General features: G+C 73.9%; 24 protein-coding genes. 13 read left to right on the top strand and 11 right to left on the bottom strand.

Annotation, left to right across the window (positions count from 1 at the left end):
* Positions 1–116: 116 nt before the first annotated feature.
* Positions 117–737 carry an L-threonylcarbamoyladenylate synthase gene (locus tag ABFX81_RS32190; protein WP_059416624.1) on the bottom strand — a complete coding sequence of 207 codons (621 nt, stop codon included), beginning with the start codon at positions 735–737 and terminating at the stop codon, positions 117–119.
* 165 nt (positions 738–902) lie between these two features.
* Here ABFX81_RS32190 and ABFX81_RS32185 point away from each other — a divergent pair, with 165 nt between their 5' ends.
* Entirely contained in the window at positions 903–2,396 is a 1,494-nt protein-coding gene (locus ABFX81_RS32185; RefSeq protein WP_086855608.1) for a helix-turn-helix domain-containing protein, read from the top strand.
* Positions 2,397–2,624: 228 nt separating this feature from the next.
* On the opposite strand, the gene ABFX81_RS32180 is transcribed toward ABFX81_RS32185, so the two are convergent.
* Genes ABFX81_RS32180 through ABFX81_RS32155 form a run of 6 tightly spaced genes read right to left on the bottom strand, consistent with a single transcriptional unit; the run spans position 2,625 to position 8,120 of the window.
* Entirely contained in the window at positions 2,625–3,851 is a 1,227-nt protein-coding gene (locus ABFX81_RS32180; protein WP_086855609.1) for a cytochrome P450, read from the bottom strand.
* A complete protein-coding gene (locus tag ABFX81_RS32175) occupies positions 3,848–5,086 on the bottom strand; it encodes a cytochrome P450 family protein (RefSeq protein WP_086855610.1) in 1,239 nt (412 codons plus the stop codon). The genes ABFX81_RS32180 and ABFX81_RS32175 overlap by 4 nt, the downstream gene beginning before the upstream one ends.
* Positions 5,083–5,706, bottom strand: coding sequence for an ATP/GTP-binding protein (locus tag ABFX81_RS32170; protein WP_086855611.1), 624 nt, complete (start codon positions 5,704–5,706; stop codon positions 5,083–5,085). Before ABFX81_RS32170 ends, ABFX81_RS32175 begins: the two co-directional genes overlap by 4 nt.
* Positions 5,678–6,040, bottom strand: a complete 363-nt coding sequence (locus tag ABFX81_RS32165) for a DUF742 domain-containing protein (protein WP_086855612.1) — start codon at positions 6,038–6,040, stop codon at positions 5,678–5,680. Before ABFX81_RS32165 ends, ABFX81_RS32170 begins: the two co-directional genes overlap by 29 nt.
* On the bottom strand, positions 6,037–6,459 hold the full coding sequence (locus ABFX81_RS32160; protein WP_086855613.1) for a roadblock/LC7 domain-containing protein: 423 nt from the start codon (positions 6,457–6,459) through the stop codon (positions 6,037–6,039). The genes ABFX81_RS32165 and ABFX81_RS32160 overlap by 4 nt, the downstream gene beginning before the upstream one ends.
* Complete coding sequence (locus ABFX81_RS32155; protein WP_346139041.1) at positions 6,456–8,120, bottom strand: ATP-binding protein; 1,665 nt, start codon at positions 8,118–8,120, stop codon at positions 6,456–6,458. The genes ABFX81_RS32160 and ABFX81_RS32155 overlap by 4 nt, the downstream gene beginning before the upstream one ends.
* Positions 8,121–8,464: 344 nt before the next feature.
* On the opposite strand from ABFX81_RS32155, the gene ABFX81_RS32150 reads away from it, so the two are divergent.
* Positions 8,465–8,701, top strand: a complete 237-nt coding sequence (locus ABFX81_RS32150) for a hypothetical protein (RefSeq protein ID WP_020276938.1) — start codon at positions 8,465–8,467, stop codon at positions 8,699–8,701.
* Positions 8,702–8,779: 78 nt separating this feature from the next.
* Here ABFX81_RS32150 and ABFX81_RS32145 read toward each other — a convergent pair whose 3' ends face one another.
* Positions 8,780–9,394: a hypothetical protein gene (locus ABFX81_RS32145; protein ID WP_086854320.1), complete on the bottom strand. Its 615-nt coding sequence runs from the start codon at positions 9,392–9,394 to the stop codon at positions 8,780–8,782.
* A 90-nt stretch (positions 9,395–9,484) separates the two neighbouring features.
* Here ABFX81_RS32145 and ABFX81_RS32140 point away from each other — a divergent pair, with 90 nt between their 5' ends.
* On the top strand, positions 9,485–10,765 hold the full coding sequence (locus ABFX81_RS32140; RefSeq protein WP_086854326.1) for a hypothetical protein: 1,281 nt from the start codon (positions 9,485–9,487) through the stop codon (positions 10,763–10,765).
* Between the two features lie 244 nt (positions 10,766–11,009).
* On the top strand, positions 11,010–12,668 hold the full coding sequence (locus ABFX81_RS32135; RefSeq protein WP_086854321.1) for a catalase: 1,659 nt from the start codon (positions 11,010–11,012) through the stop codon (positions 12,666–12,668).
* A gap of 4 nt (positions 12,669–12,672) precedes the next feature.
* Here the strand turns inward: ABFX81_RS32135 and ABFX81_RS32130 are convergent, their stop codons facing one another.
* Positions 12,673–13,527 carry a fructosamine kinase family protein gene (locus ABFX81_RS32130; RefSeq protein WP_086854322.1) on the bottom strand — a complete coding sequence of 285 codons (855 nt, stop codon included), beginning with the start codon at positions 13,525–13,527 and terminating at the stop codon, positions 12,673–12,675.
* Between the two features lie 72 nt (positions 13,528–13,599).
* On the bottom strand, positions 13,600–14,049 hold the full coding sequence (locus ABFX81_RS32125) for a hypothetical protein (RefSeq protein WP_086854323.1): 450 nt from the start codon (positions 14,047–14,049) through the stop codon (positions 13,600–13,602).
* A 223-nt stretch (positions 14,050–14,272) separates the two neighbouring features.
* On the opposite strand from ABFX81_RS32125, the gene ABFX81_RS32120 reads away from it, so the two are divergent.
* Positions 14,273–14,596: a hypothetical protein gene (locus tag ABFX81_RS32120; RefSeq protein WP_086854324.1), complete on the top strand. Its 324-nt coding sequence runs from the start codon at positions 14,273–14,275 to the stop codon at positions 14,594–14,596.
* Positions 14,597–14,623: 27 nt separating this feature from the next.
* Here the strand turns inward: ABFX81_RS32120 and ABFX81_RS32115 are convergent, their stop codons facing one another.
* Complete coding sequence (locus ABFX81_RS32115; RefSeq protein WP_086854325.1) at positions 14,624–15,157, bottom strand: hypothetical protein; 534 nt, start codon at positions 15,155–15,157, stop codon at positions 14,624–14,626.
* Positions 15,158–15,440: 283 nt separating this feature from the next.
* Between ABFX81_RS32115 and ABFX81_RS32110 the strand changes: the two genes are divergently transcribed.
* From ABFX81_RS32110 to ABFX81_RS32075, 8 genes are all read left to right on the top strand, one after another.
* Entirely contained in the window at positions 15,441–15,968 is a 528-nt protein-coding gene (locus ABFX81_RS32110; protein ID WP_346139039.1) for a hypothetical protein, read from the top strand.
* A 783-nt stretch (positions 15,969–16,751) separates the two neighbouring features.
* Positions 16,752–17,717, top strand: coding sequence for an NAD-dependent epimerase/dehydratase family protein (locus ABFX81_RS32105; protein WP_346139038.1), 966 nt, complete (start codon positions 16,752–16,754; stop codon positions 17,715–17,717).
* An 80-nt stretch (positions 17,718–17,797) separates the two neighbouring features.
* A complete protein-coding gene (locus tag ABFX81_RS32100; RefSeq protein WP_346139037.1) occupies positions 17,798–19,462 on the top strand; it encodes a carbamoyltransferase family protein in 1,665 nt (554 codons plus the stop codon).
* On the top strand, positions 19,459–20,532 hold the full coding sequence (locus ABFX81_RS32095; protein ID WP_346139036.1) for a glycosyltransferase family 2 protein: 1,074 nt from the start codon (positions 19,459–19,461) through the stop codon (positions 20,530–20,532). The genes ABFX81_RS32100 and ABFX81_RS32095 overlap by 4 nt, the downstream gene beginning before the upstream one ends.
* Positions 20,529–21,314, top strand: coding sequence for a D-glycero-alpha-D-manno-heptose-1,7-bisphosphate 7-phosphatase (locus ABFX81_RS32090; protein WP_428837233.1), 786 nt, complete (start codon positions 20,529–20,531; stop codon positions 21,312–21,314). The genes ABFX81_RS32095 and ABFX81_RS32090 overlap by 4 nt, the downstream gene beginning before the upstream one ends.
* Entirely contained in the window at positions 21,311–22,384 is a 1,074-nt protein-coding gene (locus tag ABFX81_RS32085) for a glycosyltransferase family 9 protein (protein WP_346139035.1), read from the top strand. The genes ABFX81_RS32090 and ABFX81_RS32085 overlap by 4 nt, the downstream gene beginning before the upstream one ends.
* Positions 22,381–23,346: a glycosyltransferase gene (locus tag ABFX81_RS32080; RefSeq protein ID WP_346139034.1), complete on the top strand. Its 966-nt coding sequence runs from the start codon at positions 22,381–22,383 to the stop codon at positions 23,344–23,346. Before ABFX81_RS32085 ends, ABFX81_RS32080 begins: the two co-directional genes overlap by 4 nt.
* Positions 23,343–24,620: a glycosyltransferase gene (locus ABFX81_RS32075; RefSeq protein WP_346139032.1), complete on the top strand. Its 1,278-nt coding sequence runs from the start codon at positions 23,343–23,345 to the stop codon at positions 24,618–24,620. The genes ABFX81_RS32080 and ABFX81_RS32075 overlap by 4 nt, the downstream gene beginning before the upstream one ends.
* Positions 24,621–24,631 lie beyond the last annotated feature (11 nt).

Below are 24,631 nucleotides of genomic sequence, written 5' to 3'. Positions count from 1 at the left end.
CCAGGGACCCGTCCGCGTGACCGGGCGGATCACGGGCATCGTGACACGCCGCTTCCCGGGGCATTTCGCCCACCCCTCGCAGGCGGTGCAACCGTGAACGCCCCTTGGCGCGCCCTTTACTCGAACCGTGTCGTGTCGCCCGCGCCGTGCCGCACGATCTCGGCCTCACCGCCGGAGAAGTCGATCACCGTCGTCGGTTCGGTGCCGCAGTCACCGGAGTCGACCACCCCGTCCAGCACATGGTCTAGCAGGTCCTTGATCTCCCAGCCCTGCGTCATCGGCTCCTCCTCGCCGGGCAGCAGCAGGGTGCTGGACAGCAGCGGCTCACCGAGCTCGGCGAGCAGGGCCTGGGTGACGACGTGGTCGGGGATCCGCACACCGACCGTCTTCTTCTTGGGGTGCTGGAGCATGCGCGGCACCTCCTTCGTCGCGGGCAGGATGAACGTGTAGCTGCCGGGCGTCGACGCCTTGATCGCGCGGAACACGTCGTTGTCGATCCGCACGAACTGGCCGAGCTGCGCGAAGTCCTGACACACCAGGGTGAAGTGGTGCCGGTCGTCCAGCTTGCGGATCGTCCGGATCCGCTCGATGCCGTCACGGCTGCCCAGGCGGCAGCCCAGTGCGTAACAGGAGTCCGTGGGGTACGCGACGAGAGCGTCCGCGCGGATGCTGTCGGCGATCTGGCCGATGGTGCGGGGCTGGGGGTTGTCGGGGTGCACGTCGTAGTACTTCGCCATCCGTCGAGCTTATGCCGCCCGCGGGGCGCGGCGGCGCAGGGTGGGGTGTCGGGCCTGCGGGCGGGCGCCGGGGCGCGTTCGCCCGGGGTGAGAGCGCGGGACGGGTGAGGTAACGTCCCCGACCGGTGCGCCGGAGGCGGTGCGAGGAGCGAGGGGAAGGCCGAGGTGACTGGCCGAGAGGACGGGAACCGGCAGCGGGAGACGCAGGCCGGGCAGGGTCCGGCGTGGGCGGAGGAACTGCTCGAGCACCTGCGCCCGGCGGGACGGGACGTGCGCAGGGTCGTGGGCTGGCTCTCCGGTGCCGTGCGCGGGTCCGTGGCCCTTCAGGACGCCGCCGGGAACCTCATGGCCGGAACCCGGATCCCGCTGGACGAGGACCTCGTCACGGACATCACGGCCGGCCGGATCGCCTCCGCCGCCTGGGAGAGCCGGGAGCGTCATCTGCGCCTGGTCAGGGTGGAGCACCCGTCCCACACCTGCGTCCTGGCCGTCTCCCGCGAGGCCCCCTTCGACCGCCGGGCCGCCGACGTCGTCACGCACACCGCCCAGGTGATCGAGCTCCTGCTGACCGCGCGCGAGTCGACCGCCGCCGGACACCGGCTCCGGCGGGCCACCTCCGACCTGCGCCTGGCGATCCTCCAACTGCTGATGGTCGAGGACACCATCGCAGCCCGCCGCGTCGCCGCCGGACTCTGGCCCGGACTGCTCGACGCCGACACGGCGTGCGTGTATGTCGTCGAGTCCGACCCCGCCGTACGCGACCGGATCGCCGAGGAGTGCCTGGACAGCACCAGGGAGGACGCCCTGGTCGTGCGCTGCCCGGCCATGGACGGCCACGTGATCGTCGTCAGCCCCCGCGAAGCCGCCGGCGAGGCCCTGCGGTCACTGGTCGGCCGGCACCCGGACATCTTCCTCGGCGGCAGCGCCCGGCAGAGCCTCGCCCGGACCGCCACCGCCTACGGACAGGCCGTCAGCGCCCTCGCCGTCGCCCACTTCCGGCCCGACAAGACCGCTGTCTACGCCGAGCGCACCCACCCCGAACGCCTCATGGACCCGCAGGCGCTGCGCGGCTGGACCGCCCGGGTGCTGCGCCCGCTCGACACCCTGCCGCACCACACCCGCGCCGAACTCCTCGCCACCACCCGCCTCGGCCTGGAATTCACCGCCGTCAACGCCGCCAAGGTCCTCGGCGTCAGCCGCAACACCGTCCGCGCCCGCATGGAACGCGTGGAGGCCCTGCTCGGCACCGACTTCGCCGACCTCACCGTCCGGACCGTGGTCCACCTGGCGCTCAACACCCAGATCGGCCTGACCGACGCCCAGTTCAGCGACACCACCGCGGACTCCACGCTCCGGCTCTCCGACCTGCTGTCCGGACCCGCCGTACGCAACTGGGCCCAGAACCTGCTGGGCCGGCTGGACGCGGACGCCAGGAACCCGCGGCGGACGCTGCGCACCTGGATCGCCGCCGGCGGCAACGCCGAACGGGCCGCGCAGGCCCTGGGCATGCACGCGCAGACCGTGCGCGAGCACGTCCGCAGCGCCGAACCCGTCCTGGAACGCCAGCTGCTCGCCGCGGGCACCGACCTGTACGAGGTCGTGCTGGCGCACCTGGCCGTCGGCGACCTCGACCTGCCGGTTCTCCACCGCCACGACTGACCGGTTTGCCTCGGAGGCAACCGGCCGACCAGGTCGGGGCGGGACGAAACAGGGCTATCCGGACTCAGCTGTGCACGGGTGAGCCCTGTTGAGCGCGCAACGGGCATCGACGCGATTCACAAGGCCTCCGCCATGCACGTAGTTTCGACGAGCCGCGGGGGCTCGACCGGAACGGGGGACCGGTCGCGCTCCCGCGAGCCGCCCCGTGAGGCCCGTCTGCCGGTGGCCTCAGCCCCGCAGCCGCACCGGGATCTCCTGCCAGCCGAAGGCGATGAAGGACGGCACCTGCCGCAGGCCCTCGTCACCGGTGGCCAGGCTCAGGCCGGGGAACCGTTCGAACAGCGCCGGCAGCGCGGTCAGCGCCTCCAGACGGGCCAGGGGTGCCCCGATGCAGCGGTGGACCCCGATCCCGAACGCCAGATGGTCGTCGGCGGCGCGGGTGGCGTCGAAGACGTCGGCGTCCGGCCCGTAGTGCTCGGGGTCGAGCCCCGCGGCGGCGTACGTCGTGATGATGGCGTCACCGGCCGGGATCGTGACGCCGCCGACGGTGAGGTCGCTGACGGCGAACCGGAGCGGCAGCGACGCGATCGACGGGTGCGCGCGCAGCGTCTCGTCGACGACGGCGTCCCAGCCGATCTCCCCGGACCGTACGGCGGCGAGCTGCTCGGGGCGGCGGAGCAGGGCGACGGCCGCGTTGCCGATCAGGTTGACGGTGGTCTCGAAGCCGGCCCCGATGACCAGCAGCAGCGTGTACAGCAGCTCCTCGTCGCTGAGCCGGTCGCCGTCCTCGTCCCGGACCCGGATCAGCTCGGTGGTCATGTCGTCACCGGGATGCGCGGCCTTGTACGCGATCAGCGCGGGCAGCACCGTGCCGATCTGCCGCTGCACGGACGCCGCGTGCTCCGGGCTCGGGTCGGAGGTGTCCATGATGGCCGCGACGAGCCGACCGGTGTCCTCCCACAACTCGTCCGGCACGCCGAACAGTTCGCAGATGATCCGCATCGGCAGCGGATGGGCGAACCCCTCCTTGAGGTCCACGACCTCGCCGTCGGCCGCGTCGAGCGCGTCCAGCAGCTCCGCGGTGATCGCCTCCACCCGGGGCCGCATCGCCTCGGTGCGCCGGTGCGTGAAGCTGGGCGCCACCAGCTTGCGCAGCCGCGTGTGGTCCGCGCCGTAGGTGGAGAGCATGTTGACCACGCCCACCCAGCCCAGGATCCAGCCCCAGGACGGATGTTCGCCGATCTCGGGCCACAGCCGCCAGTGCAGCCGCGGGTCCTTGCTCACCCGCGGGTCGAGGATGAGTTCCTTGAGAGTGCCGTAGCGCGTGGGCGCCCAGGCAGGGATGCCGCCGGGCAGCTCCACGGGCACGATCGGGCCGAGGGCGCGCAGCCGGGCGCTCTCGGCGGCGATGTCGGCGCCCAACGGGTCGAGAGTGATGCGGTCGGTGACGGTCACGGTCGTCCTCCTGGCTGGTCGGGGGAGCGGGGACTGAAACGGACGGGCAGCGCCGTCAGCGAGCGGTGGAACGGGCCGGGCCGCCAGGTCAGTCGCTCGCGGGGCAGGACGGGTTCGAGGTCGGGCAGCCACTGGGTGAGCCGTTCGATCGCCTCGGTGGCGATGAGCAGGGTGTGCTGCTTGACCGGGCAGGCGTGCGGGCCCGCCGACCAGGACAGGTGGGAGGCGTCGCCCGGGTGCCGGTCCGCGCCGCGTTCCTGCTCGGTGGCCTGCGCCAGCGCCCCGTAGGAGATCACCACCGGCACCGCGGCCCTGATCCACACGCCGTGGAAGGTGACGGGCGTGCGGGCGTAGTGGATGCCGTAGTTGGCGAGCGGCGTCTCGTGGTGCAGCACCTCCAGCACCGCGTCCGTCACCGGCCGCGCGCCGCTGGTGAGCGTCGAGTAGTAGGCCGGGTTGCCGAGGACCCTGGACAGCGCGTTGGACACCAGGTTGGCCGTCGGCTCGTGGCCCGCGCCGAGCGTGAGGAACACCTGCCAGGTGACCTCCTCGGGGGTCAGCCCCGCCGGATGGTCCAGCAGCCAGCTCGGCAGGTCGTCGCCGCGCCGCTCGGTCTTGGCCGCGATCAGCTCCAGGACGTACCCGGCGTACTCCGCCTCGCCCTGTGCCGCCTGCGCGCCGCCCTCGATCAGCTTGCCGAGCGCGGCGTCGAGCCGGTCGCTCGCGCTGTCCGGCAACCCGAACAGGCTGTTGAACACCAGCGCCATCAGCGGCCGGGTGAACTCGCCGACCAGGTCGGCCTCGCCCCGCGGTCCGATCCGGCTCACCAGCAGGTGCACCGCCCGGTGTACCCGGGCCCGCAGGTCGTGCGGCTCCACCAGGTCGAAGGCGTCGATCAGCGTGGTGCGGTAGCGGATGTGGGCGGCCCCGTCGGCGAACAGGGTGTTGGGCCGCCAGCGCATCATCCCGAGCACCGGGGAGTCGTCGGGGACGGTCGCCTGCCACGGCCGGGGATCGTGCGAGAACGTCTTCGTGTCGTGCAGCAGGTCAAGCGCCGCCCGCCGGTCCGTGACGACGTACGCCGGCACACCGGGCGCGAGTTCCGCCCAGCCGACCGGGCCCTGGGCGCGCAGGGCGGCGTAGTACGGACGGGGGTCGCGGGCGAAGCCGTCCTCCCACAGGCGGACGGGCGCCGCGAGGGAGAAGGCCTGCTCGGCAGGGGACGGGTGGGTCACCGGTGCTCCGCGGGTCGGTCGATCAGGTGCTGGACGAGGGCGAGCAGGGAGTCGATCGAGGAGTCCGCCTCGCGCGCGTCGCAGGTCACCATCGGGGTCGTCGGTTCCAGGTCCAGGGCGGCGCGCAACTGCTCGGGCGTGTGGTGGCGGGGCGCGTCCGGAAAGGTGTTGAAGGCGACCGCGTACGGCAGCCCGCTCTCCTCCACCAGCCCGAGCACGTCGAACGAGGCGTCGATCCGGCGGGCGTCGACCAGCACGAGCGCGCCGAGCGCCCCGTGGGCGATGTCGTCCCACAGCGACCGGAACCGCTCCTGCCCGGGCGTGCCGAACAGATACAGCACGATTCCGCCCGGCAGGCTGATCCGGCCGAAGTCGATGGCGACCGTGGTGGTCGACTTGTCCCGGACCCCGGCGAGATCGTCGACCGGCGCGGACGCCTCGGTGAGCTGCTCCTCCGTGTGCAGCGGGCGGATCTCCGAGACGGAGCCGATCAGGGTGGTCTTGCCCACCCCGAAAGGCCCGGTGACCAGGATCTTCACCAGGTCGCGGGCGGTGTCCGGGAGGTGGATGCCACCACCGCCGGCGGTGGTGTCAACGGTGCTTGAGGTCGCGGAGGCCATCGGCCACTCTCTTCAGCAGGTCGGGGTCGAAGCGCCGGGCGGGCGGGATCGGCGCGCGGGCCAGCACCAGGTCGCGGTCGATGAGGCCGGCGGCCAGCACCAGCACGGCGGAGACGGGCAGCCGCAGGAGGGCCGCGGCCTCCACCACCGTCAGCGACCCGTGCTCCAGTTCCTCCAGCAGGGCCGCCTGCGCGGCGGGCAGATCGGCGGGAGCCGGCTCGCCGCTGCCGGTGAGGACCGAGAGCCGCTCCAGATGGGCACGGCTGGGCCGGGCCACCCCGCCGGTCGACAGGTACGCGGGAACCAGGGGACGGCCGCCTCGGCGGCCGGTCATGCCGGCGTGTCGCCGTCGGCACCTCGGGGCCCGGCGGCCATCGCCTTCTCACCCAGCCGCGCCACCTGCGAGTGCACCCGGTGCGCGAGCAGGTCCAGTCGCACCTCGGGGTCGCCGTACGCGGCCACACACGTGCCGTGGTCCGTCGGCACGATGAGCACATAGCCGTGGTCCGACTCGATCACGACCTGCCGGATGTCGGCCCGGTCGGTGTCCGCGAACGCCGCCGCCGCGGTACGGCACGCGCCCTGCACGGTGCTGGTGATGGCGGCGACCCGCTCGGCCGACGGCTGCGACAGCGCGTCGGTGTAGCCCTTCACGAGCCCGTCCCGGGTGAGCAGGACGGCCGCCACGACGTGGGGCACCTCCAAGACCGGTTCGAGCACCCAGGCCGTGTCCCCCGTTGCGCGGCTGGTCATCGAGCCGTTCCCCCTTCGTGGTCGTTCCGGTCTCGGCCGGTGTCGTCGGTCGCTCCGTCGGCCGTGGTCGCGGCCGGGGCATCATCAGGTACGGCTGGAACGGCGCCGTTGTTCGGCCGGGCGGCGAAACGTGCGGCAGCCGTGCCGGACTGGAGGGCGCCGAGGGCGGCGGCGGACTCTTCGGGGCGCCGGGGCCGGTGCTGCGGTGCGGGTGCGGGTTCGGAGGCCGGGGTGTTCGGCAGGGACGTGGCCCGGCTGCGGCGGCGCCGCTGGGGGAGGCCACCGCTGTCACGGGGGCCGTGGTGGCCGGGGGCCGGGGCGGTGGCCTGGTCGTCCTGGTCCGTTCCGTAGCCGTGATCGTCGGACGGGGTGGGATGGGTGGCGGTGGTGGTGGACGGCTGCTCGGGCCTCCGGGACGCGGTGTCCGTGGCCGGCTCGGGTTCACGGGCCGGGCCGGAAGGGGCGGCTGGGGTGGCAGGGGTGGCTCGGGCGGAGGCGTCCGGCTCGGCACTGAGGGACGGGGCGCCGCCGGCGGCCGGGACGCCACTGACGGACGAGGCGGCACCGCCCGCCGTCTCGCGCTCCGCCCTGCGCGTCGGACGCGGGGCGCTGGCCGCCGGGGGCAGTTCGGCGGGGTCGATACGGGTCAGCAGGTGACTGTCGACCCGCAGCACCGCCCGCACACCGCCGTACGGGGAGGGGGAGGACAGGTCCACGCTCAGATCGAACTGCCGGGTCAGCTGGCCGATGGCGGCGAGTCCCATGCGCGGCGGATCGCCGAGCTCGGTGAGCAGGATCGGTTCGGAGCCGGCCACCAACCACTGGGCACGGGCCCGTTCGTCCTGCGTCATGCCCAGCCCGGCGTCGTCCACGGTGACACAGACACCGTGGTGGACGTCCTCGAGGTTGACCACGACCTCGGTGTCGGGCGCGGAGTGCCGCAGCGCGTTGTCGAGGAGCTCGGCGACGATGATGGCGACCGGTTCGACGGCGTGGGACACCAGGGCGGTGCCGGCCGCCAGGTGGTTGTGGACCCGGACGCGCCGGTAGCCCGCGAGCCGGGCCTGACCGCCCGTCACCGCGTCCACGAGGTGGGACTCCTCCCGGGCGAGTCCCACCCAGGCCCCGCACACCACCGCGGCGATCTGTGCGCGCCGCAGCGACTGCTCGTTCTCGTGGTCCAGCTCGAACAGGGTCTGTGCCAACTCGGGGTCGTCATAGCGCTGTTGCAGACCGCGCAGGGCGTCCTGCAACCGGTACAGCGCCGCCTGGATCTCCCGCGTGGCCCCGCGCATCCCGGCCTGCGCGGCGGCGTCGATCCGGGTGCGCTGCGCGGCGAGTTCGGCGTGCAGCCCCTTCAGTACCTGCTCCAGCGCGACGCCCAGGGGCGAACCGGCGAGCTGCGGGTTGAGCGGGCCGGGCACGGTGACGTGCGGATGGGCCGCCTGCCGGGCCGCGGCGGGCACACGCCGCGCCGCCAGGTGCTCGACCTCGGCCGTGAACGTCCTCGTGGTGCCGTCGAGTTGAGCCCGCAGTGCGGCCGTCTTGGCGCGCTGCGCGGCCAGTTGCCGTCGTGAGCGCAGCCACCCGCCGCCGAGGGCGAACGCGGACAGTGTGCCGACGGCGAGACCGCCGACGACCAGGTCCGGTATGTCGATCATCGAGTCGAGTCCAGGGGGAGTCGGGCATGGCGGAGTCCGAGGTGGTCTGACGAGCCACCCGCAGCACAGTACACACCGTCATCGACCGATCTCGCACGGTGGATCGGCACTTCCTTCGGAAAGTGACCGGCGTCTGTTCGCTTCTGTGGCAACTGTCGGGATTGCCTTACGGGGGAGGGGAGTTGGTGGTGCGTACGGATCTGACTCCCTGGTCGGCGGCTCGCTCCGGGAGGGCGTGATCGGATGGTCACTGAAAGTGATGCGGTCGGGCTGTGTGTCCGTCCTGAGGGCGGGTACCCGTCCGGCGCCTGAAGAGAGGTCCGCTCCGCGAGAAGGAGGTCCGAATGACCAGCGAGACGGAGACCGGCGGCGTGACCGGTACGCAGGACAAGGACTACAACCTGATCTGGTACGTCGAGGCGTGCCTGAACAACGCCCTGCGCCTGGAGAGCTACATCCAGGACGCGGAGCGCGCCAAGGACACCGAGGTAGCGGACCTGTTCCGCAAGGCCCAGGCGGACAGCCGCAAGGGTGCCGAACTGGGCAAGAACCTGCTGCGCGCACGCCTCAACGGCGGCTGAGGCCCCACCGGGGTCACCGGGCCCGGACACCGCCGGTCGGCGGGTCCGGGCCCTTTTGGTGCCCGATCTTCCGTGAGGTCAGAGCCGGAAGACCTGGCTCACCCGCTCGGCGAGTTCGTCCTCCGAGATCGTGAGGTCGACGGTGACGGTGGGCAGCCGGAGGCGTGCGGTCTCCTCGCGGAGGCGTTCCGTGAACATGTGGTCCCGTGCGGCGGTGTTGCGGTTCGCCCTCTCCGGGTCACTGGTCCTCGCCGTGAAGCTCCCTCCCGGCGTGGCCCGGCTCGTGAGCGCGGCCTGCCGGAACTGCGGTGTGGGCAGGAGCCAGACCGCGTGTCCGGGCTCGGTGAGCAGGGGCCGCACGAGGTGCGGCAGCAGGCGGAAGCCCTCGACGACGACACACGTCTCCCGCGGCATGCGCAGCAGGTCCTCGACGATCAGCCCGAAGCCCTCACCGCGAAACCAGTGGAACGTCTCGAGCATGGTCTCCGGAGACCGCTTCACCCAGCGCTCGTCCATGTCCATGGCCATGAACTCGTGCAGCAGCGGGGCCTCGTCGGGAATGGTACGGCGGGCGTGATCCCCCATCACATCGTCGGTCGAGTACACACGCCAGCCCTGCCGTTCGGCGAGCCTGCGGGCGATCGTGGACTTGCCCCCGCCGCTCCCGCCCCCGACCCAGTAGACGTGCCGCATGCCTGTGCTCTCCCCTGATCGCGCTCTGACTGTCAGTGGTGGGTGCCACGATGCCGACAGCTCACCATCCCATCCCCGGACGAGGAGGAGCTGATCGTGCGCAGGCCGGTCGAGGGAGAGGTCCATGTGCATTACGGCCAGATCTACGTCGAGACAGATCCGGACAATTTCGAGCTGGGCCTCTCGGAGGCGTTCGCCGGGCAGCGTGCGGGACTGTGCGGGGCGGCGATACCGGGCACCCTGTGGCTGAACACCGGGCTGCACACGGGCGACGTGGGCTTCACGGTCGAGGTGCACGAGCAGGCGCCGCCGCTGGACCCGGCCTGGGAGGACGTGGTGGAGGTGTCCTTCCGTCCGGTGTCGGCGGACAGCGCGCTGGTGGAATGGGGAGGGGGAGCCTCCTGGCAGCTCGGCCTGGAGGAGACCGACTACCGGGTGCGGTACTGCGCCGAGGGCATGGACCGGGCGAGCGAGCGGGACGTCCGCCTGGACGGCGAGCCCCCGCTCGACTGCTACCTCCTCCAGTTCTGGCCCGCTCCGCCCGAGCCGGACCGTGTTCTGAAGCAGACCTCGCAGGCCGCCGCCTACTGGCACCGCTACGCCCGCGAACTGCCGCCGCCGCCCACGCCCGCCGAACGCGCCGAAGCCGAACGCCAGGCCCGCCTCGCGCAGGAGACGGCGCAACGGGAACGCCGGCTCGCCTTCGAACGGTGGCAATGGGGCGGACAGCCACCGAGCCAGGCCCTGCGCGACGTCGGCGGCAACGTCCGCGGCCTGCTCGAATTCGACCCCGCCCTGGTCCACGCGATCGACGCCTGCGGCCCCGCCACCCAGCGCGCGGTGGCCGTGTTCGCGGCCCGCCGGGCGTGTGAGGGGGCCGGTCTCACCGCCCTCGACTGGGTCGCGGACGCGCTCACGGCCCTGGCCGAAGGCCGCCCGCTGCCGCCGCCGTTCGACGACGAAGCCCGCATGTGGCAGAGGCTTGCCACCGACCCGCGTGTCCCGGACCGGACCGTCGGCCGGGCCGTCCCACCCGAGCGGCCTCCCTTCCGGCCGCCCGCGTCTGCGGACGATCCCGTCCCGCAGCCCCACGATGCGGCACGGACTGTGGTGGGCCCGGCGGCCGCCGTGGTGGAAGCGGCGGCCGCCGACTCCGCCATGCGCGCCGGGGCGTTCACCATCGGCCGACCGGACCCGTCCCTGCGGATGTCGCAGCCGCACATGGCCCTCCCCGCGGTGACCGGTGCTGCCGAACCCGACCCGCTCCGGGCAGCCCTCGACGCGGTGTTCGCGGCCGTCGTCACGTACGGCGAGGACCACCCGGTCCTCCTCGCGGAGGTTTGGTCCGTGTGCGAGGGGCGGCACGGGTAGTCGGGGCCCGACCGGGGCCCCGGTTCACGCACTCCGACCAAGGCCGGCAGCGCCCTGGAAACGAGGATCGCGGCGGCCGTGCCAGCACAACTGGTCGCGGCGCGCAAGTGCGGCACGTACGGCAGCGGCACGTGACTGACCCCGCTCCGCCGGGTACCCGGGCGTTCCGCCAGGACCGGCCGGGCGGCCGCTCGCGGCGCCGACCCGGTCGGCCGCCGGTCATGAGCCGAAGGAGCCCATGCATATGACGGACGTATCCGGTACCGGTCCCGCTCCGGGCGACGACCGCAGGGTCCTCACCAACCGCCAGGGCCATCCGGTCTACGACAACCAGAACCAGCGCACCGTCGGCCCCCGCGGCCCCGCCACGCTGGAGAACTACCAGTTCCTGGAGAAGATCAGCCACTTCGACCGGGAACGCATCCCCGAGCGCGTCGTGCACGCCCGCGGCGTCACCGCCTACGGGCACTTCGAGGCCTACGGCACCTGGGGCGACGAGCCGATCAGCCGCTACACCCGGGCCAAACTCTTCCAGGAGCGCGGCAAACGCACGGACCTGGCCGTCCGCTTCTCGACCGTCATCGGCGGACGCGACTCCTCCGAGGCCGCCCGCGACCCGCGTGGTTTCGCGGTGAAGTTCTACACGGAGGACGGCAACTGGGACCTGGTCGGCAACAACCTCGGCGTCTTCTTCATCCGTGACGCCATCAAGTTCCCGGACGTCATCCACGCCCTCAAGCCGGACCCGGTGACCTTCGAGCAGCAGCCCCGCCGCATCTTCGACTTCATGTCGCAGACGCCCGAGTCCATGCACATGCTCGTCAACCTGTTCAGCCCGCGCGGCATCCCCGCGGACTACCGCCACATGCAGGGCTTCGGCGTCAACACCTACAAGTGGGTCAACGCCGACGGCGACACCAAGCTCGTCAAGTACCACTGGATGCCCAAGCAGGGCGTGCGCAGCATGACCGAGGAGGACGCGGCCAACGTCCAGGCCGACTCCCTCGGCCACGCCACCAAGGACCTGTACGAGGCCGTCGGGCGCGGCGACCACCCGGAGTGGGAGCTGCTCGTCCAGATGATGGACGACCACGACCACCCCGAGCTCGACTTCGACCCGCTGGACGACACCAAGACCTGGCCCGAGCAGGACTTCCCGCCGAAGCCGGTCGGCCGGATGGTGCTCGACCGGATGCCGGAGGACTTCTTCGCCGAGAACGAGCAGATCTCCTTCGGCACCGGCGTCCTCGTCGACGGCCTGGACTTCTCCGACGACAAGATGCTCGTCGGCCGGACCTTCTCCTACAGCGACACCCAGCGCTACCGGGTCGGCCCGAACTACCTGCAACTGCCCGTCAACCAGGCCAAGAACGCGGACGTGCGCACCAACCAGCGCGACGGCCAGATGGCGTACCACGTGGACGGCGGCGGCGAGAACCCGCAGGTCAACTACGAGCCGTCGATCACCGGCGGGCTGCGCGAGGCCCGCTACCCGACCCACGACGAGCAGGGACCCGTGATCGAGGGGCGGCTCACCCGCAAGCGCATCCCCCGCACCAACGACTACATGCAGGCGGGCCAGCGCTACCTGCTCCTGGAGGACTGGGAGCGCGACGACCTGGTGAAGAACTTCACCGACCTGCTGTCCCAGTGCGACCGGCCCGTGCAGGAGCGCATGGTCTGGCACTTCCTGCTGGTCGAGAACGACCTCGGCCTGCGGGTCGGCGAGGGGCTGGGCATCGGCCCCGAGGACGTGGCCGGGCTGGAGCCGCTGGCGAGCCAGGACCTCACGGACGAGGACCGCGAGCGCCTGGCCAACCTGGGCAAGAACCCGCCGCGCGACGTCGAGGGCCTCACCATGACCCACTGCGTGCCGGACGAGCGGCACGTCGTGACCCGGTGACCGGTCACCCTGTCAGGGCGCCACGGGCCACCGCGAGGGCCTGGTCCGCGTAGCTCCGGCCGAACAGCACGGCGTGCACCAGCAGCGGGAACAGCTGGTGCACGCCGACGCGGTCCGCCCAGCCGGCGGCGAGCGGCGCCTCCTCCTGGTAGCCGTCCAGCACCTGCTCCAGGTGCGGGCAGCCGAACAGACGCAGCATCGCCAGGTCGGTCTCGCGGTGTCCGCCGTGCGCGGCCGGGTCGATCAGCCGGACATGTCCGTCGGCCGCCCACAGCACGTTGCCGTTCCACAGGTCGCCGTGCAGCCGCGCGGGCGGCTCGGCGGGCCCCGCCAGCTCCGGCAGTCGCTCGCACAGTCGTTCCACGTCGGTCGCCTCACCGGGCTGAACGGTGCCCTGGTCGACAGCGCGCCGCAGATACGGCAGCACGCGATGCTCGGCGTACCAGCCCGGCCAGTCGGCGCCGGGCTCATTGCGCATCGGGGCGAGCCCGATGTACGCGTCCGCCGGACCGTCCGGGGGCGGCGCGCCGAACGCGGGCGCCCCGGCGGCGTGCAGGGCGGCCAGGTCACGGCCGAAGCGGATCGCCGCCTCCCGGCTCGGCCGCCCCTGCGTGACCCGGTCGACGACCAGCCAGTTCCCGTCGTGGCCGTGCACGGCCGGTACCCGCACCGTGCCGGCGCAGGCCAGCCAGCGCAGCCCGGCAGCCTCGGCCCGCGTCGCCCCCGGGTCGTTGGCACGCTTGGCGATCACCACCCGCCCGTCGTCGAGCGTGACCTCGGCGAGGTCTCCGGACAGCGGCCGTTCCCCCGTGACCGCCCGCCCTGTGAGCCGGGCCACGACATCCGCAGGGGCGGTCATACGCGCTCCTCCCTCGGGTCCGCGCTTGATCGAACCACCCAGAGTACGACCGCGCCCCCGGTGGCCCGGCACTCAGCCCTCGGACCCGCAATCGACGTCCAGTAGCTGGATCGGCCGCGTCGCGTCCAGGTCGACGTACGCCGTGAAGTCCGCCTTGTCGGACCCGCCGTTCCAGTACGTGCTCACGGTCGCCCAGCCGACCCCGGCGGACTGGGCCGTGGTGACCGGACCGATGTCGATGGACGCGGGGAGGTTCTGCGCGCACAGCAGGACGTCGAACTCCGGGCTGGCGGCGACCTTCTCCTTGAGGTGCGGCGAGATGCCGTACTTGCGGGCGAAGTCGCCGGGGCCGTGCTCGCCGTAGAAGTCCTCGAGGAAGGTGTGGATCTCCTCGGCGGTGTACCGGTCGCCGGCGTCGGACGCGGCGCCGGCCGGTACAGCCGCGGCGGCGATGCCGAGGGCGGCGAGGCAGCCGACGGCGAACGCGCGGCGGCGGCCCGGACGGGTAGTGGTGCGGAACATTCTGGTACCCCCGTTGTGGTCTTCTCTCCGTGCTCCCCGGGCCGCGGCGGACCGTTCGCCCGGGAGCCGATCGCTGGAGTAGACCTGTCGTACCGTGCCGCCGTTGCGCGCCGCTCCGCGGCCGTTTCGATTCCGGGACATTCGCCACGACCCGGTCACGCGGGACGGTGAAATCCCGCCGCGTGCCGACAGAACCGGCCGCCGCCGGGGGACCAGTCGGAGCATGACGAGTTCATCGTTCCAGCGCACCATCGCCCTGCCCGCCCCTGTGTGCGAACAGGCCGCACAGCACCTGGAGCAGGCCGCGCACCGGGCCATCGACGGGGCCGAGATCCCCCTGAAGGCGTTCCGCGCGGCCGCCGACAACGACTTCATCCTCCCCGCGCCGATCGTCGAGCAGGCGGCGGCCTGCCTGCTGGTCCTGGCCACGGAGACCGCCCAGACCGTACGTCCCTCCGCCCTGCGCGCCACGATCAGCGTCGCGCTGCGGCTGCGGGACGCCGTGGAGCTCTCGCACCAGCCGGCTCTCAGCAGCAGGTTCTGGTAAGGCGGGGAGGGCGGCGGGGCCTGTGCCTCAGGTCTCGCGGAAGGCGACATCGACCTGCTTGCGGCGCAGTTCCTCCAGCGTGGCGCGCTGCCGCCGGGCCCGTTCGATGAGGTCGTCGAGCTGCCGGGCGTCCAGGCGAGGGTCCGTGGCGGCCAGGTCGCGGAGCGTCTGCCAGCCGGCCGTCTTGCCCTCCACCCCCAGACCCATCGCCTCCAGCTCCCACAGCGTGCTCAGCGGGGACCGCCGCACCAGGCTGCCGTTGCTCTTCAGCCGGCCCATCTGCTCGGCCGCCCGGCCCGCGTAGACCTTGTAGCGCCGCACCGGCACGTCGAGCCGCCGCATGATGTGGAGCAGGCTCGCCCGGTCCTCGGCGATCTCGGCGGCGACCGGGGCCAGGGCGTCACCGAGCGCCGTACCCCGGCACGAGCGCAGCAGATAGCGAATCCGCGCGGTTCCGGCGGTGGCGCCGGCGAGATGGTCGTTGAGGTAGATGCCCAGCAGCGACATGTCGGTGGCCGGAGCACGGTGGGCGTCCGGCGGATCCGTTCGCTGTTCCGTCATGACACTGCTCCTGTCCTGCTCCGGCCCTGCCCCGGGCGGCGGCCGGGAACAGGGGATTCACCGGACTTTTCCGGCTTGCGGAAGGCTACGCGGGGCGGGTGCCCGGGACCTTCCCGGCGAAACGGGATCAGCTCCCTGCGTGCGGGCCTTGTTGTACGAGCCTTGTTGGTGTGGCCGAGGCCACAGCCCGGAAGAGGTCCCGATCACGTCCGGGGACGAGGAGCGGCGGCTACCGTCTACGGGCAGATTCCCCGCTTCCCCACCCCTTTCGGACGGCCCGGCAGTGCAAGCAGACCTCTCTCCTGTCATCGCGGCGACCGCCCAGTGGCTGACCCGCGCCTTCCCCGCCTCCGGCGGAGCGCTCGCCTCCGCGCTGTGCGAGGTGCAGGCCCGGCAGGCCGTGACGGTCGCGGCATGGCTCAGGTACCCGACGGCGATGGACGCCGCCCTGGTCGACGTGGCGGGCCCGGGCGGCTCCGCCCGGCTGGACTGGCTCACCGGCGCCGACGCGTCCCTGGGCGACGACGTGGACGCGCACGCCTGGCGCACCTGGGTGGACGAGGTCGTGGCCAGTTGGGCGGCGAGTCTGCTCACCGACCCGGAGCTGGCCGCCCTGGCGGTGGCCGCGCTCGCCGAGGGCAGCCACAGCACCGGCGCACCGGCCGAGTTCCGCCGGCTCGTCGCGCCCGACGACAGCGACCAGCGCGCCGCGGCCCTGCTGCGCCACCCCGACCTGCTCGCCCCCGTGGCAGAACTGCACCACACCCAACTCCTCGACCGCCTGCTCCCGGGCCGCACACTGATCGCCTGACGCGGGCCCTGAAACGCTGACGGGGCCGGCCCTGACCGGCTCACGGCGGCCTCGGCCAGTCGAGCTTCGGCGGTGTCCGTCTGTCGGTCCACGACGGCGCTGGTCATCCGATCCGCGACTCGCGCTGGGCTTGGGTCTGCGACGGCGTGGGTTGGGCCGGCCCGCGACCGGTCTGGGCCGCTCGTCCACGGACGTGCTGATTCCCCGTCCTGTGATGACGCCCGCCACCCGATCCGTGATCCATGCCGGGCCCCGGGCCCGCGACGGTGTGGGTTCCCCGGTCCGCGACCGGGCTGGGCCCCGTTCGCGGACCGCTGTCCGTGACGGCGTGGGTTTCCCTGCGACCGACCCGGCCCCGGCGCGACCCGCGCTGACTCCCCGACCCGCGTCTGCGCTGGCCGGCCCGTCTCCGACCGAGCTGGGTCCCGCCCCGCCAAGGCGTTCCCCCGTCCGCGACGGTCGTCTGCCCACAGGCCTGCGGGGGCCTTGATCCGTCGGCCCGCTGGGTTCCGCCCACCGGTCCGAGCCCTGCCCCCATCGCCCCCCGCAGGCTGCGCGAGCACCTCCGCTCCCAACTCTCTCGACCCGCCCCCCGACCTGCGCGAACAGCCGGTAGCCCCACCCCCTCACCCTCCGTGACTCACCGGTTTGCCGTACGCGACCGTGCCGTGTGCGCAGCGTCGGCGGACGCTGATCGTGGGCTCGACGGCCTCCGGCCACCCTCAGCGGTCCGAGGCGCACCGTCGTGCCGGGCCGTACGCCGCTGACGGAGGAGAGACCGAGATGACCACCGCCCTCTCACGGAGCTGGGAACACGCCGTCGTCACGGGCGGCGCCGGGTTCGTCGGCTCCCACCTGTGCGCCGCCCTGCTGGACGCGGGCGCGGCCGTCACCTGCGTGGACGACTTCTGCACCGGCCGGCCCGAGAACATATCCCCGCTGCTCGAACGACCCGGTTTCACGCTCGTGCAGGCCAACGTCGCCGAGCGCCTGCGGATCAAGCGACGGCCCGACCTCGTCCTGCACTTCGCCTCCCCGGCGTCCCCGGCGGACTATCTGCGACTGCCGCTGCACACCATGGAGACGGGCAGCCTGGGCACCCGCAACGCCCTGGAACTCGCACGGTCCTCCCGAGCCCGCTTCGTCCTCGCCTCGACCTCCGAGGTCTACGGCGACCCGCAGCAGAACCCCCAGGACGAGCGCTACTGGGGCAACGTCAACCCGGTCGGCCCGCGCAGCGTCTACGACGAGGCCAAACGCTTCGGCGAGGCGCTGACCACCGCCCACGCCGACACCCACGGCACCGACACCTGCATCGTGCGGCTGTTCAACACCTACGGCCCGCGGATGCGCGGCCACGACGGACGCGCGGTGCCGACGTTCGTTCGGCAGGCCCTGGCCGGCGAGCCCCTCACCGTGACCGGCGACGGCCGGCAGACCCGGTCGCTGTGCTACGTCGACGACACCGTCCGCGGCATCCTCGCGGCGGCCGCCCACGGCATGCGCGGCCCCGTCAACATCGGCAACCCGACCGAGATCACCATGCTCGACCTGGCCCGGCTGGTCGTGGAACTCGCCGGCTCCGCGTCGGAGATCCGCTTCATCGAACGCCCGGTGGACGACCCGGCCGTGCGCTGCCCGGACATCACCCTGGCCCGCGACAAGCTCGGCTGGGAACCGCAGGTGCGCGCCGAGGAGGGGCTGCGGCGCACGATCGCCTGGTTCCGCGAGGACGGAACCGACGACTGACCACGACCGACCAGCCCGGGCACCACCCGGCACTACCGCGTCCGGTTTTCTTTCCGACCGCCGAAAGGGCCGCCACCCCCATGCGCATCCTCGGAATCAACGCCCTCTTCCACGACCCCGCCGCCGCCCTGGTGATCGACGGGCGGACCGTCGCCGCCGCGGAGGAGGAGCGGTTCTCCCGGCGCAAGCACGGGAAGCGACCCCTGCCGTTCTCCGCCTGGGAGCTGCCCGAGAAGGCCGCCGCCTGGTGCCTGAAGCGGGCCGGGCTGCGCCCGCAGGACCTCGACGCGGTCACCTACTCCTTCGACCCGGCACTGGCCCGGCCCGCCGAGGACATGGGCCTGGACGACCCGTGGGACCACCTGCGGCTGACCTACGCCCGCGAGGCACCCGGGTTCCTGCGGACGGCCCTGCCCGGCCTCGATCCCGGCATCGTCCGCTTCGTGCCGCACCACATGGCCCACGCCGCCTCCAGCGCCTTCGCCGCACCGGACGCCGGCGACTCCTCCGTGCTGGTCCTGGACGGCCGCGGCGAACGCGCCTCCCACCTGGCCGCACGCCGCGTGGGGGACCGGCTGGAGGCGCTGCACGCCCAGGACCTGCCGCACTCGCTCGGCCTCGTCTACGAGGAACTCACCGGACACCTCGGCTTCCTGCGCTCCTCCGACGAGTTCAAGGTGATGGCGCTCGCCTCCCACGGCACCCCGCGCATGATCACCGAAATCCGCCGCCACGTGTACCCGACCGGCGACGGCGGTTTCCACGCCACCGGCGTGCCGTGGCAGGAGCTGTGCGCGCCGCGCAGGCCCGACGAGCCGTGGACGCAGGAACACGCCGACGTCGCCGCCAGCGCCCAGGCCGTGCTGGAGGAGACCCTGCTCGACCTCGTGCGCTGGCTGCACGGCCGTACCCACGACCAGGTGCTCACCCTCGCCGGTGGCGTCGCGCTCAACTGCGTCGCCAACTCCCGTATCGCACGCGAGGGCCCCTTCTCCCGGGTGTGGGTGCAGCCCGCCGCCGGGGACGCCGGCACCGCCCTGGGCGGTGCCCTGCTGCTGTCCGCCGGCGAGGGCGACGAGCCGGAGCCCATGACCGGCGCCGACCTCGGCCGGGACTGGTCCGACGCGGAGCTCGGAGCCTGGCTGAAGACGGCCGCCGTCCCCTTCGAACGGCCCCCGGACATCGCCGCCACCGTCGCCCGGGCCCTCGCGGACAACGCGATCGTCGCCTGGTTCCAGGGCCGCTCCGAGTACGGCCCCCGGGCGCTCGGCCACCGCTCCCTGCTGGCCCATCCCGGGCACGCGGGCAACCTGGAACGGCTCAACGACGTCAAGGGCCGCGAGCAGTTCCGGCCCGTCGCGCCCATGGTCCTCGCAGACCGCGCCGCCGAGATCTTCGACGGCCCGCTGCCCAGCCCGTACATGCTGTTCGTGCACGACGTCGCCCAGGAGTGGCGGGACCGCATCCCCGCCGTCGTGCACGTCGACGGCACCGCCCGAATCCAGACCGTCGACCCGGGCCGCGAGCCGCTGGTGGCCCGCGTGCTCGGCGAGTTCGAGCGGCTCACCGGGCTGCCCGTGGTCGTCAACACCAGCCTCAACACCGCCGGGCGGCCCATGGTCGACGACCCGCGAGACGCCCTGGAGTGCTTCGGCTCCTCGCCCGTCGATCTGCTCGCCATCGGCCCGTACGCCATCCGCCGCGGTGACCTGTTCCGTACCGAGGACGCCGGAGGCCTGCGATGACCGAGCCCGGAGCCCGTGCACGGGACGCCGAGTACGCCGTCGTCGTCCCGACCCTCGGACGGCCCAGCCTGCGCGTGTGCCTGCACGCCCTGGCCGAGGCGAGCGGACCGGGGCCGGTCCGGGTGGTCCTCGTGGACGACCGGCCCGGCGCGGCCCGCCCGCCCCTCACCGCCGACGTCCCGCCCTCCCTGCGCTCGCGCACCATCGTCGTACCCGGCGGGGCGCGCGGACCCGCCGCCGCACGCAACCTCGGCTGGCGGGCGGCCGGTGACGTGCCCTGGATCGTCTTCCTCGACGACGACGTCGTACCCGGGCCCACCTGGGGCGACGACCTGACGCTCGACCTGTCCGCGGCGACGGAGCGGACCGCCGGGATCACCGCCCGGATCGAGGTGCCGCTGCCCGCCGACCGCCGCCCGACCGACTGGGAACGCAACACGGCCGGACTCGCCGCCGCCCGCTGGATCACCGCGGACATGGCCTACCGCCGGGCCGCGCTGGCCGCCGTCGGCGGATTCGACGAGCGCTTCCGGCGGGCCTTCCGGGAGGACGCCGACCTCGCCCTGCGCATCCTCGACGCCGGCTGGACGCTCACCGGGGGCCGGCGCACGACCACCCACCCCGTGCGGCCGGCCGGGCGCTGGACCTCCGTCCGTCTCCAGGCCGGCAACGCCGACGACGTGCTGATGACCCGGCTGCACGGCCGCCACTGGTGGCGCCGGGCGGAGGCGCACCGCGGGCGGCTGCCCGTCCACCTGGCCGTCACCGGGGCGGGGGTGACCGCGCTCGGCTGCGCCCTGCTCGGCCGGCACCGGCCGGCCGGGGTCTGTGCCGCCGCATGGCTGGCCGGCACGACCGAGTTCGCCCTGGCCCGGATCCTGCCCGGGCCGCGCACCCGCGACGAGGTGCTCACCATGGTCGTGACCAGCGCGCTCATCCCGCCGGCCGCGACCTGGCACTGGCTGCGCGGGCGACTCGCCCACCGTACGGCCCGGCCGCTCACCCCGCTCGGGACCGGCGGGCCGGCGCCCGCGCTGCGCCCGGCGGTCAGGGAACGGCTGCGGTCATGACCCGGCCCACCGGTCCGTGGCTCCTTTCCGGGTACGGGCTGCCCGGGCCGTACGGGCCCACCGGCGTGCGGCAGCCCCCGCACGCGCACGACCCCGGCGGCCCGTTCCCCGACGCTGTCCTCTTCGACCGCGACGGCACGCTCGTCGCCGACGTCCCCTACAACGGGGACCCGGCTCGGGTCACACCCATGCCGCGGGCCCGGGAGGCCGTCGAAGCGGTGCGCGCCGCCGGGATTCCCGTCGGCATCGTGACGAACCAGTCGGGCGTGGCCCGTGGCCTGCTGACCCCCCGCCAGGTCGAGGACGTACGCCTGAGGGTGGAGGAACTGCTCGGGCCGTTCGCCGTCTGGGCCGTGTGCCCGCACGGGCCGGGGGAGGGCTGCGGCTGCCGCAAACCCGCACCCGGCCTGGTCCTGGCCGCGTGCCGCAGGCTTGCCGTCCCGCCCGAACGCACCGTCGTCATCGGCGACATCGGGGCCGACGTGGAGGCCGCGCGCGCCGCCGGGGCCCGCGGCGTCCTGGTCCCCACGGCCGCCACCCGCCCCGGGGAGACCGCGGCGGCCGACACCACGGTGGCCGACCTGCTCGCCGCCGTCCGTATCGTCCTCGACTCGGCACCCGTCGCTGAGCCGGCGGGACAGCCACGACGGGACCCCGGTGCGGCGACGGGGGAGTGGCGGAACAGACCGGCCGGGCCGGCCGGCGAACCGCGCCGTCACCGGGCCGCGCCGGCGGCGGTACCGCGCGGTCACCCCGCCCTGCCGACGGGGGAGGCGCGATGACCCCCTTCCGTTCCCGCGGCCGCCTGCCCCGGACCCTCGTCGTCCGCCTCGACAGCGCCGGCGACGTGCTCCTGGCAGGACCCGCCGTGCGGGCCGTCGCGGCCGGGTCCTCGTACACCGCGCTGCTGTGCGGGCCGCAGGGCGCCCCGGCGGCGCGGATGCTGCCCGGGGCGGACGACGTGCTGACGTACGACGCCCCCTGGGTCGGGCTGGAGCCGCCGCCGGTCACGCGGGCGGCCACCCGGCAGCTGATGGACACGCTCACCGCGGGCCGCTTCGACCGGGCGCTCGTCCTCGTGTCGTACCACCAAAGCCCGCTGCCGATCGCCCTGCTGCTGAGGCTCGCCGGAATCGGATGGACCGCCGCCGACAGCGAGGACTACCCGGGCGCGCTGCTCGACCTGCGGCACCGCAGACCGCCGCACCGCCACGAGGCCCTGGCCGCCCTCGACCTGGCCCGCGCCGCCGGCTACGCCCTGCCGCCCGGCGACGACGGCGGACTGCGCGTCACACCGCCGCCCCCCACCACCCACCTCACCGGGCCCGAGCCGTACGTCGTCGTCCACCCCGGTGCCGCCGTCCCCGCCCGCGCCTGGACCCCCGGCCGGGCGGCACGGGCCGTCGCCGCCCTGTCCGCCGCGGGATACCGGGTCGTCGTCACCGGAGGCCGCGCCGAGCGGGAGCTGACCGCGCGGGTCGCCGGGCGGCACGCACTGGACCTCGGCGGCGCCACCGACCTGCCGCACCTGGCCGGAGTCCTCGCCGGGGCGCGGGTCGTCGTGGCCGGGAACACCGGCCCGGCCCATCTCGCCGCCGCCGTCGGCACCCCCGTCGTCAGCCTCTTCGCACCGGTCGTGCCGGCCGAACGGTGGGCCCCCTACGGAGTACCGCACGTGCTGCTCGGCGAGCGGTACGCCGCCTGCGCGGACACCCGGGCACGGCACTGCCCCGTGCCGGGACACCCCTGCCTGGACGGCATCGCCGACGCCGAGGTGCTCGCCGCCGTGGCGGCCCTCACGGACGACCCGGCGGACCAGGGAGAACAGACGGAGCGAGGAGCGGCCGTATGAACATCCTGCTGTGGCACGTGCACGGCTCCTGGACGACCGCGTTCGTCCAGGGCCCGCACACCTACCTCGTCCCCGTCACCCCGGGCCGCGACCCGGACGGCCTGGGGCGGGCCCGCACCTTCTCCTGGCCCGCCTCGGTGCGCGAGGTCACGCCCGAGGAACTCCGCGACACGCCCGTCGACCTGGTCCTCCTGCAACGGCCGCACGAACCGGAGCTGGCCGAACGCCGGCTCGGCGGACGCCGCCCCGGCCGGGACGTGCCCGCGCTGTACCTGGAGCACAACGCGCCCGACGGCGACGTACCGGACACCCGGCACCCGTGCGCCGACCGCGCCGATCTGACGATCGTGCACGTCACGCACTTCAACCGGCTGTTCTGGGACTGCGGAACCACCCGCACTGAGGTCGTCGAACACGGCATCGTCGACCCGGGCCACCGCTACACCGGCCGGCTCGCGCGCGCCGCGGTCGTCGTCAACGAGCCCGTGCGGCGCGCCCGGTACACCGGTACGGACCTGCTGCCCGTTCTGGCCGAGGCGGTGCCGCTCGACGTGTTCGGCATGGGCACCGAGGGCCTGACCGGCCACCTCGGCCTGCCACCGGACCGGTGCCGCGCCGCCGACCTGCCCCAGAGCGAGCTGCACACGGCCATGGCCGAACGCCGCATGTACCTGCATCCGGTGCGCTGGACCTCCCTCGGCCTGTCCCTGCTGGAGGCGATGCACCTCGGCCTGCCCGTCCTGGCCCTCGCCACCACCGAGGCCGTCGAGGCGGTACCGCGCGGCACGGGCGCCCTCTCCACCCGCCCCGAGGTCCTGGCCCGCGCCGCCCGCCGCTACCTCCACGAACCCGAGGCCGCGGCCGCGGACGGGGCCCGGGCCCGGCAGGCGGCCCTCGAACGCTACGGGCTCAAGCGCTTCCTGGCCGACTGGGAGCGCCTGATCACGGAGGTGTGCTCATGACCCCGTCCCTCAGCCCCTTCCCCACCGGACCCCTCGGCGGCGACCCCCTCGACCCGGGCGTCCTCGCGATCGCGCTCGTCTCGGAGCACGCGAGCCCCCTCGCCGCGCTCGGCGGGGTCGACGCCGGCGGCCAGAACGTCCACGTCGCCTGCCTCGCCGGGGCGCTCGCCGACCGCGGCCACCGCGTCACCGTCTACACCCGCCGTGACGCGCCCGACCTGCCCTGCCGGGTGGAACTGCGCGACGGCGTCGAGGTGCACCACGTCCCCGCCGGACCGGCCGAGCCGCTGCCCAAGGACGAGCTCCTGCCGTACATGGGCGAGTTCGGCCGCTACCTGGCACGCGGCTGGCGCACCCGGGCCCCCGACCTCGTGCACTCGCACTACTGGATGTCGGGTCTGGCCGCGCTGCGCGCGACCCGCGCACACGGACTGCCCCTGCTGCACACGTACCACGCCCTCGGCACCGTGAAGCGACGGCACCAGGGCCACGCCGACACCAGCCCGCCGGAGCGGATCCCCGGCGAGACCGAGATCGGGCTGGGCTGCGACCGCATCGTCGCCACCTGCCGCGACGAGGCCGCCGAGCTGACCCGCATGGGCATACCCCCGCACAAGATCGGCATCGTGCCGTGCGGCGTCGACCCCGACCGGTTCAGCCCCAAGGGCCCGGCCGCGCCACGCGGACCGTACCCGCACCGGCTGCTCCAGCTGGGCCGGCTGGTGCCGCGCAAGGGCGCCGCGGTGGCCGTCGCCGCGCTGGCCCGGCTGCCCGGCACCGAGCTCGTCGTGGTCGGCGGGCCGCCCGCGGACCGGCTCGACGACGACCCGGAGGTGCGGCGGCTGCGGCGCATCGCCCGGGACGCCGGCGTCGCCGACCGGGTCCGCTTCACCGGCGCCGTGCCCAGCGAGGAGGTGCCGCCGCTGCTGCGCTCCGCCGACGTCGTGGTGTGCCCCGCCGACTACGAACCCTTCGGCATCGTCCCGCTCGAAGCCATGGCCTGCGGCGTGCCCGTCGTGGCCAGCGCGGTCGGCGGGCAGCTCGACACCGTCGCCGACCCCGGCACCGGACGGCTGGTGCCGCCCCGCGACCCCGAGGCCCTGGCCCGCGCCGTCGCCGGCCTGCTCGCCGACCCGGCGGCCCGCGCCGCGTGCGGGGCGGCCGGCCGCCGCCGGGTCCTGGGCCGTTACGGCTGGGGCCAGGTCGCCGCGGCCACCGAGGCCGCCTACTGCGAGGTCCTCGACGCCGAGCCCGCCGCGACGGGCGCCGGCTGACCCGATCCGTC

The organism is Streptomyces coeruleofuscus, assembly GCF_039532725.1.
Classification (GTDB): Bacteria; Actinomycetota; Actinomycetes; order Streptomycetales; family Streptomycetaceae; genus Streptomyces; species Streptomyces coeruleofuscus.
This window is presented reverse-complemented; position numbering and strand designations above follow the sequence as displayed.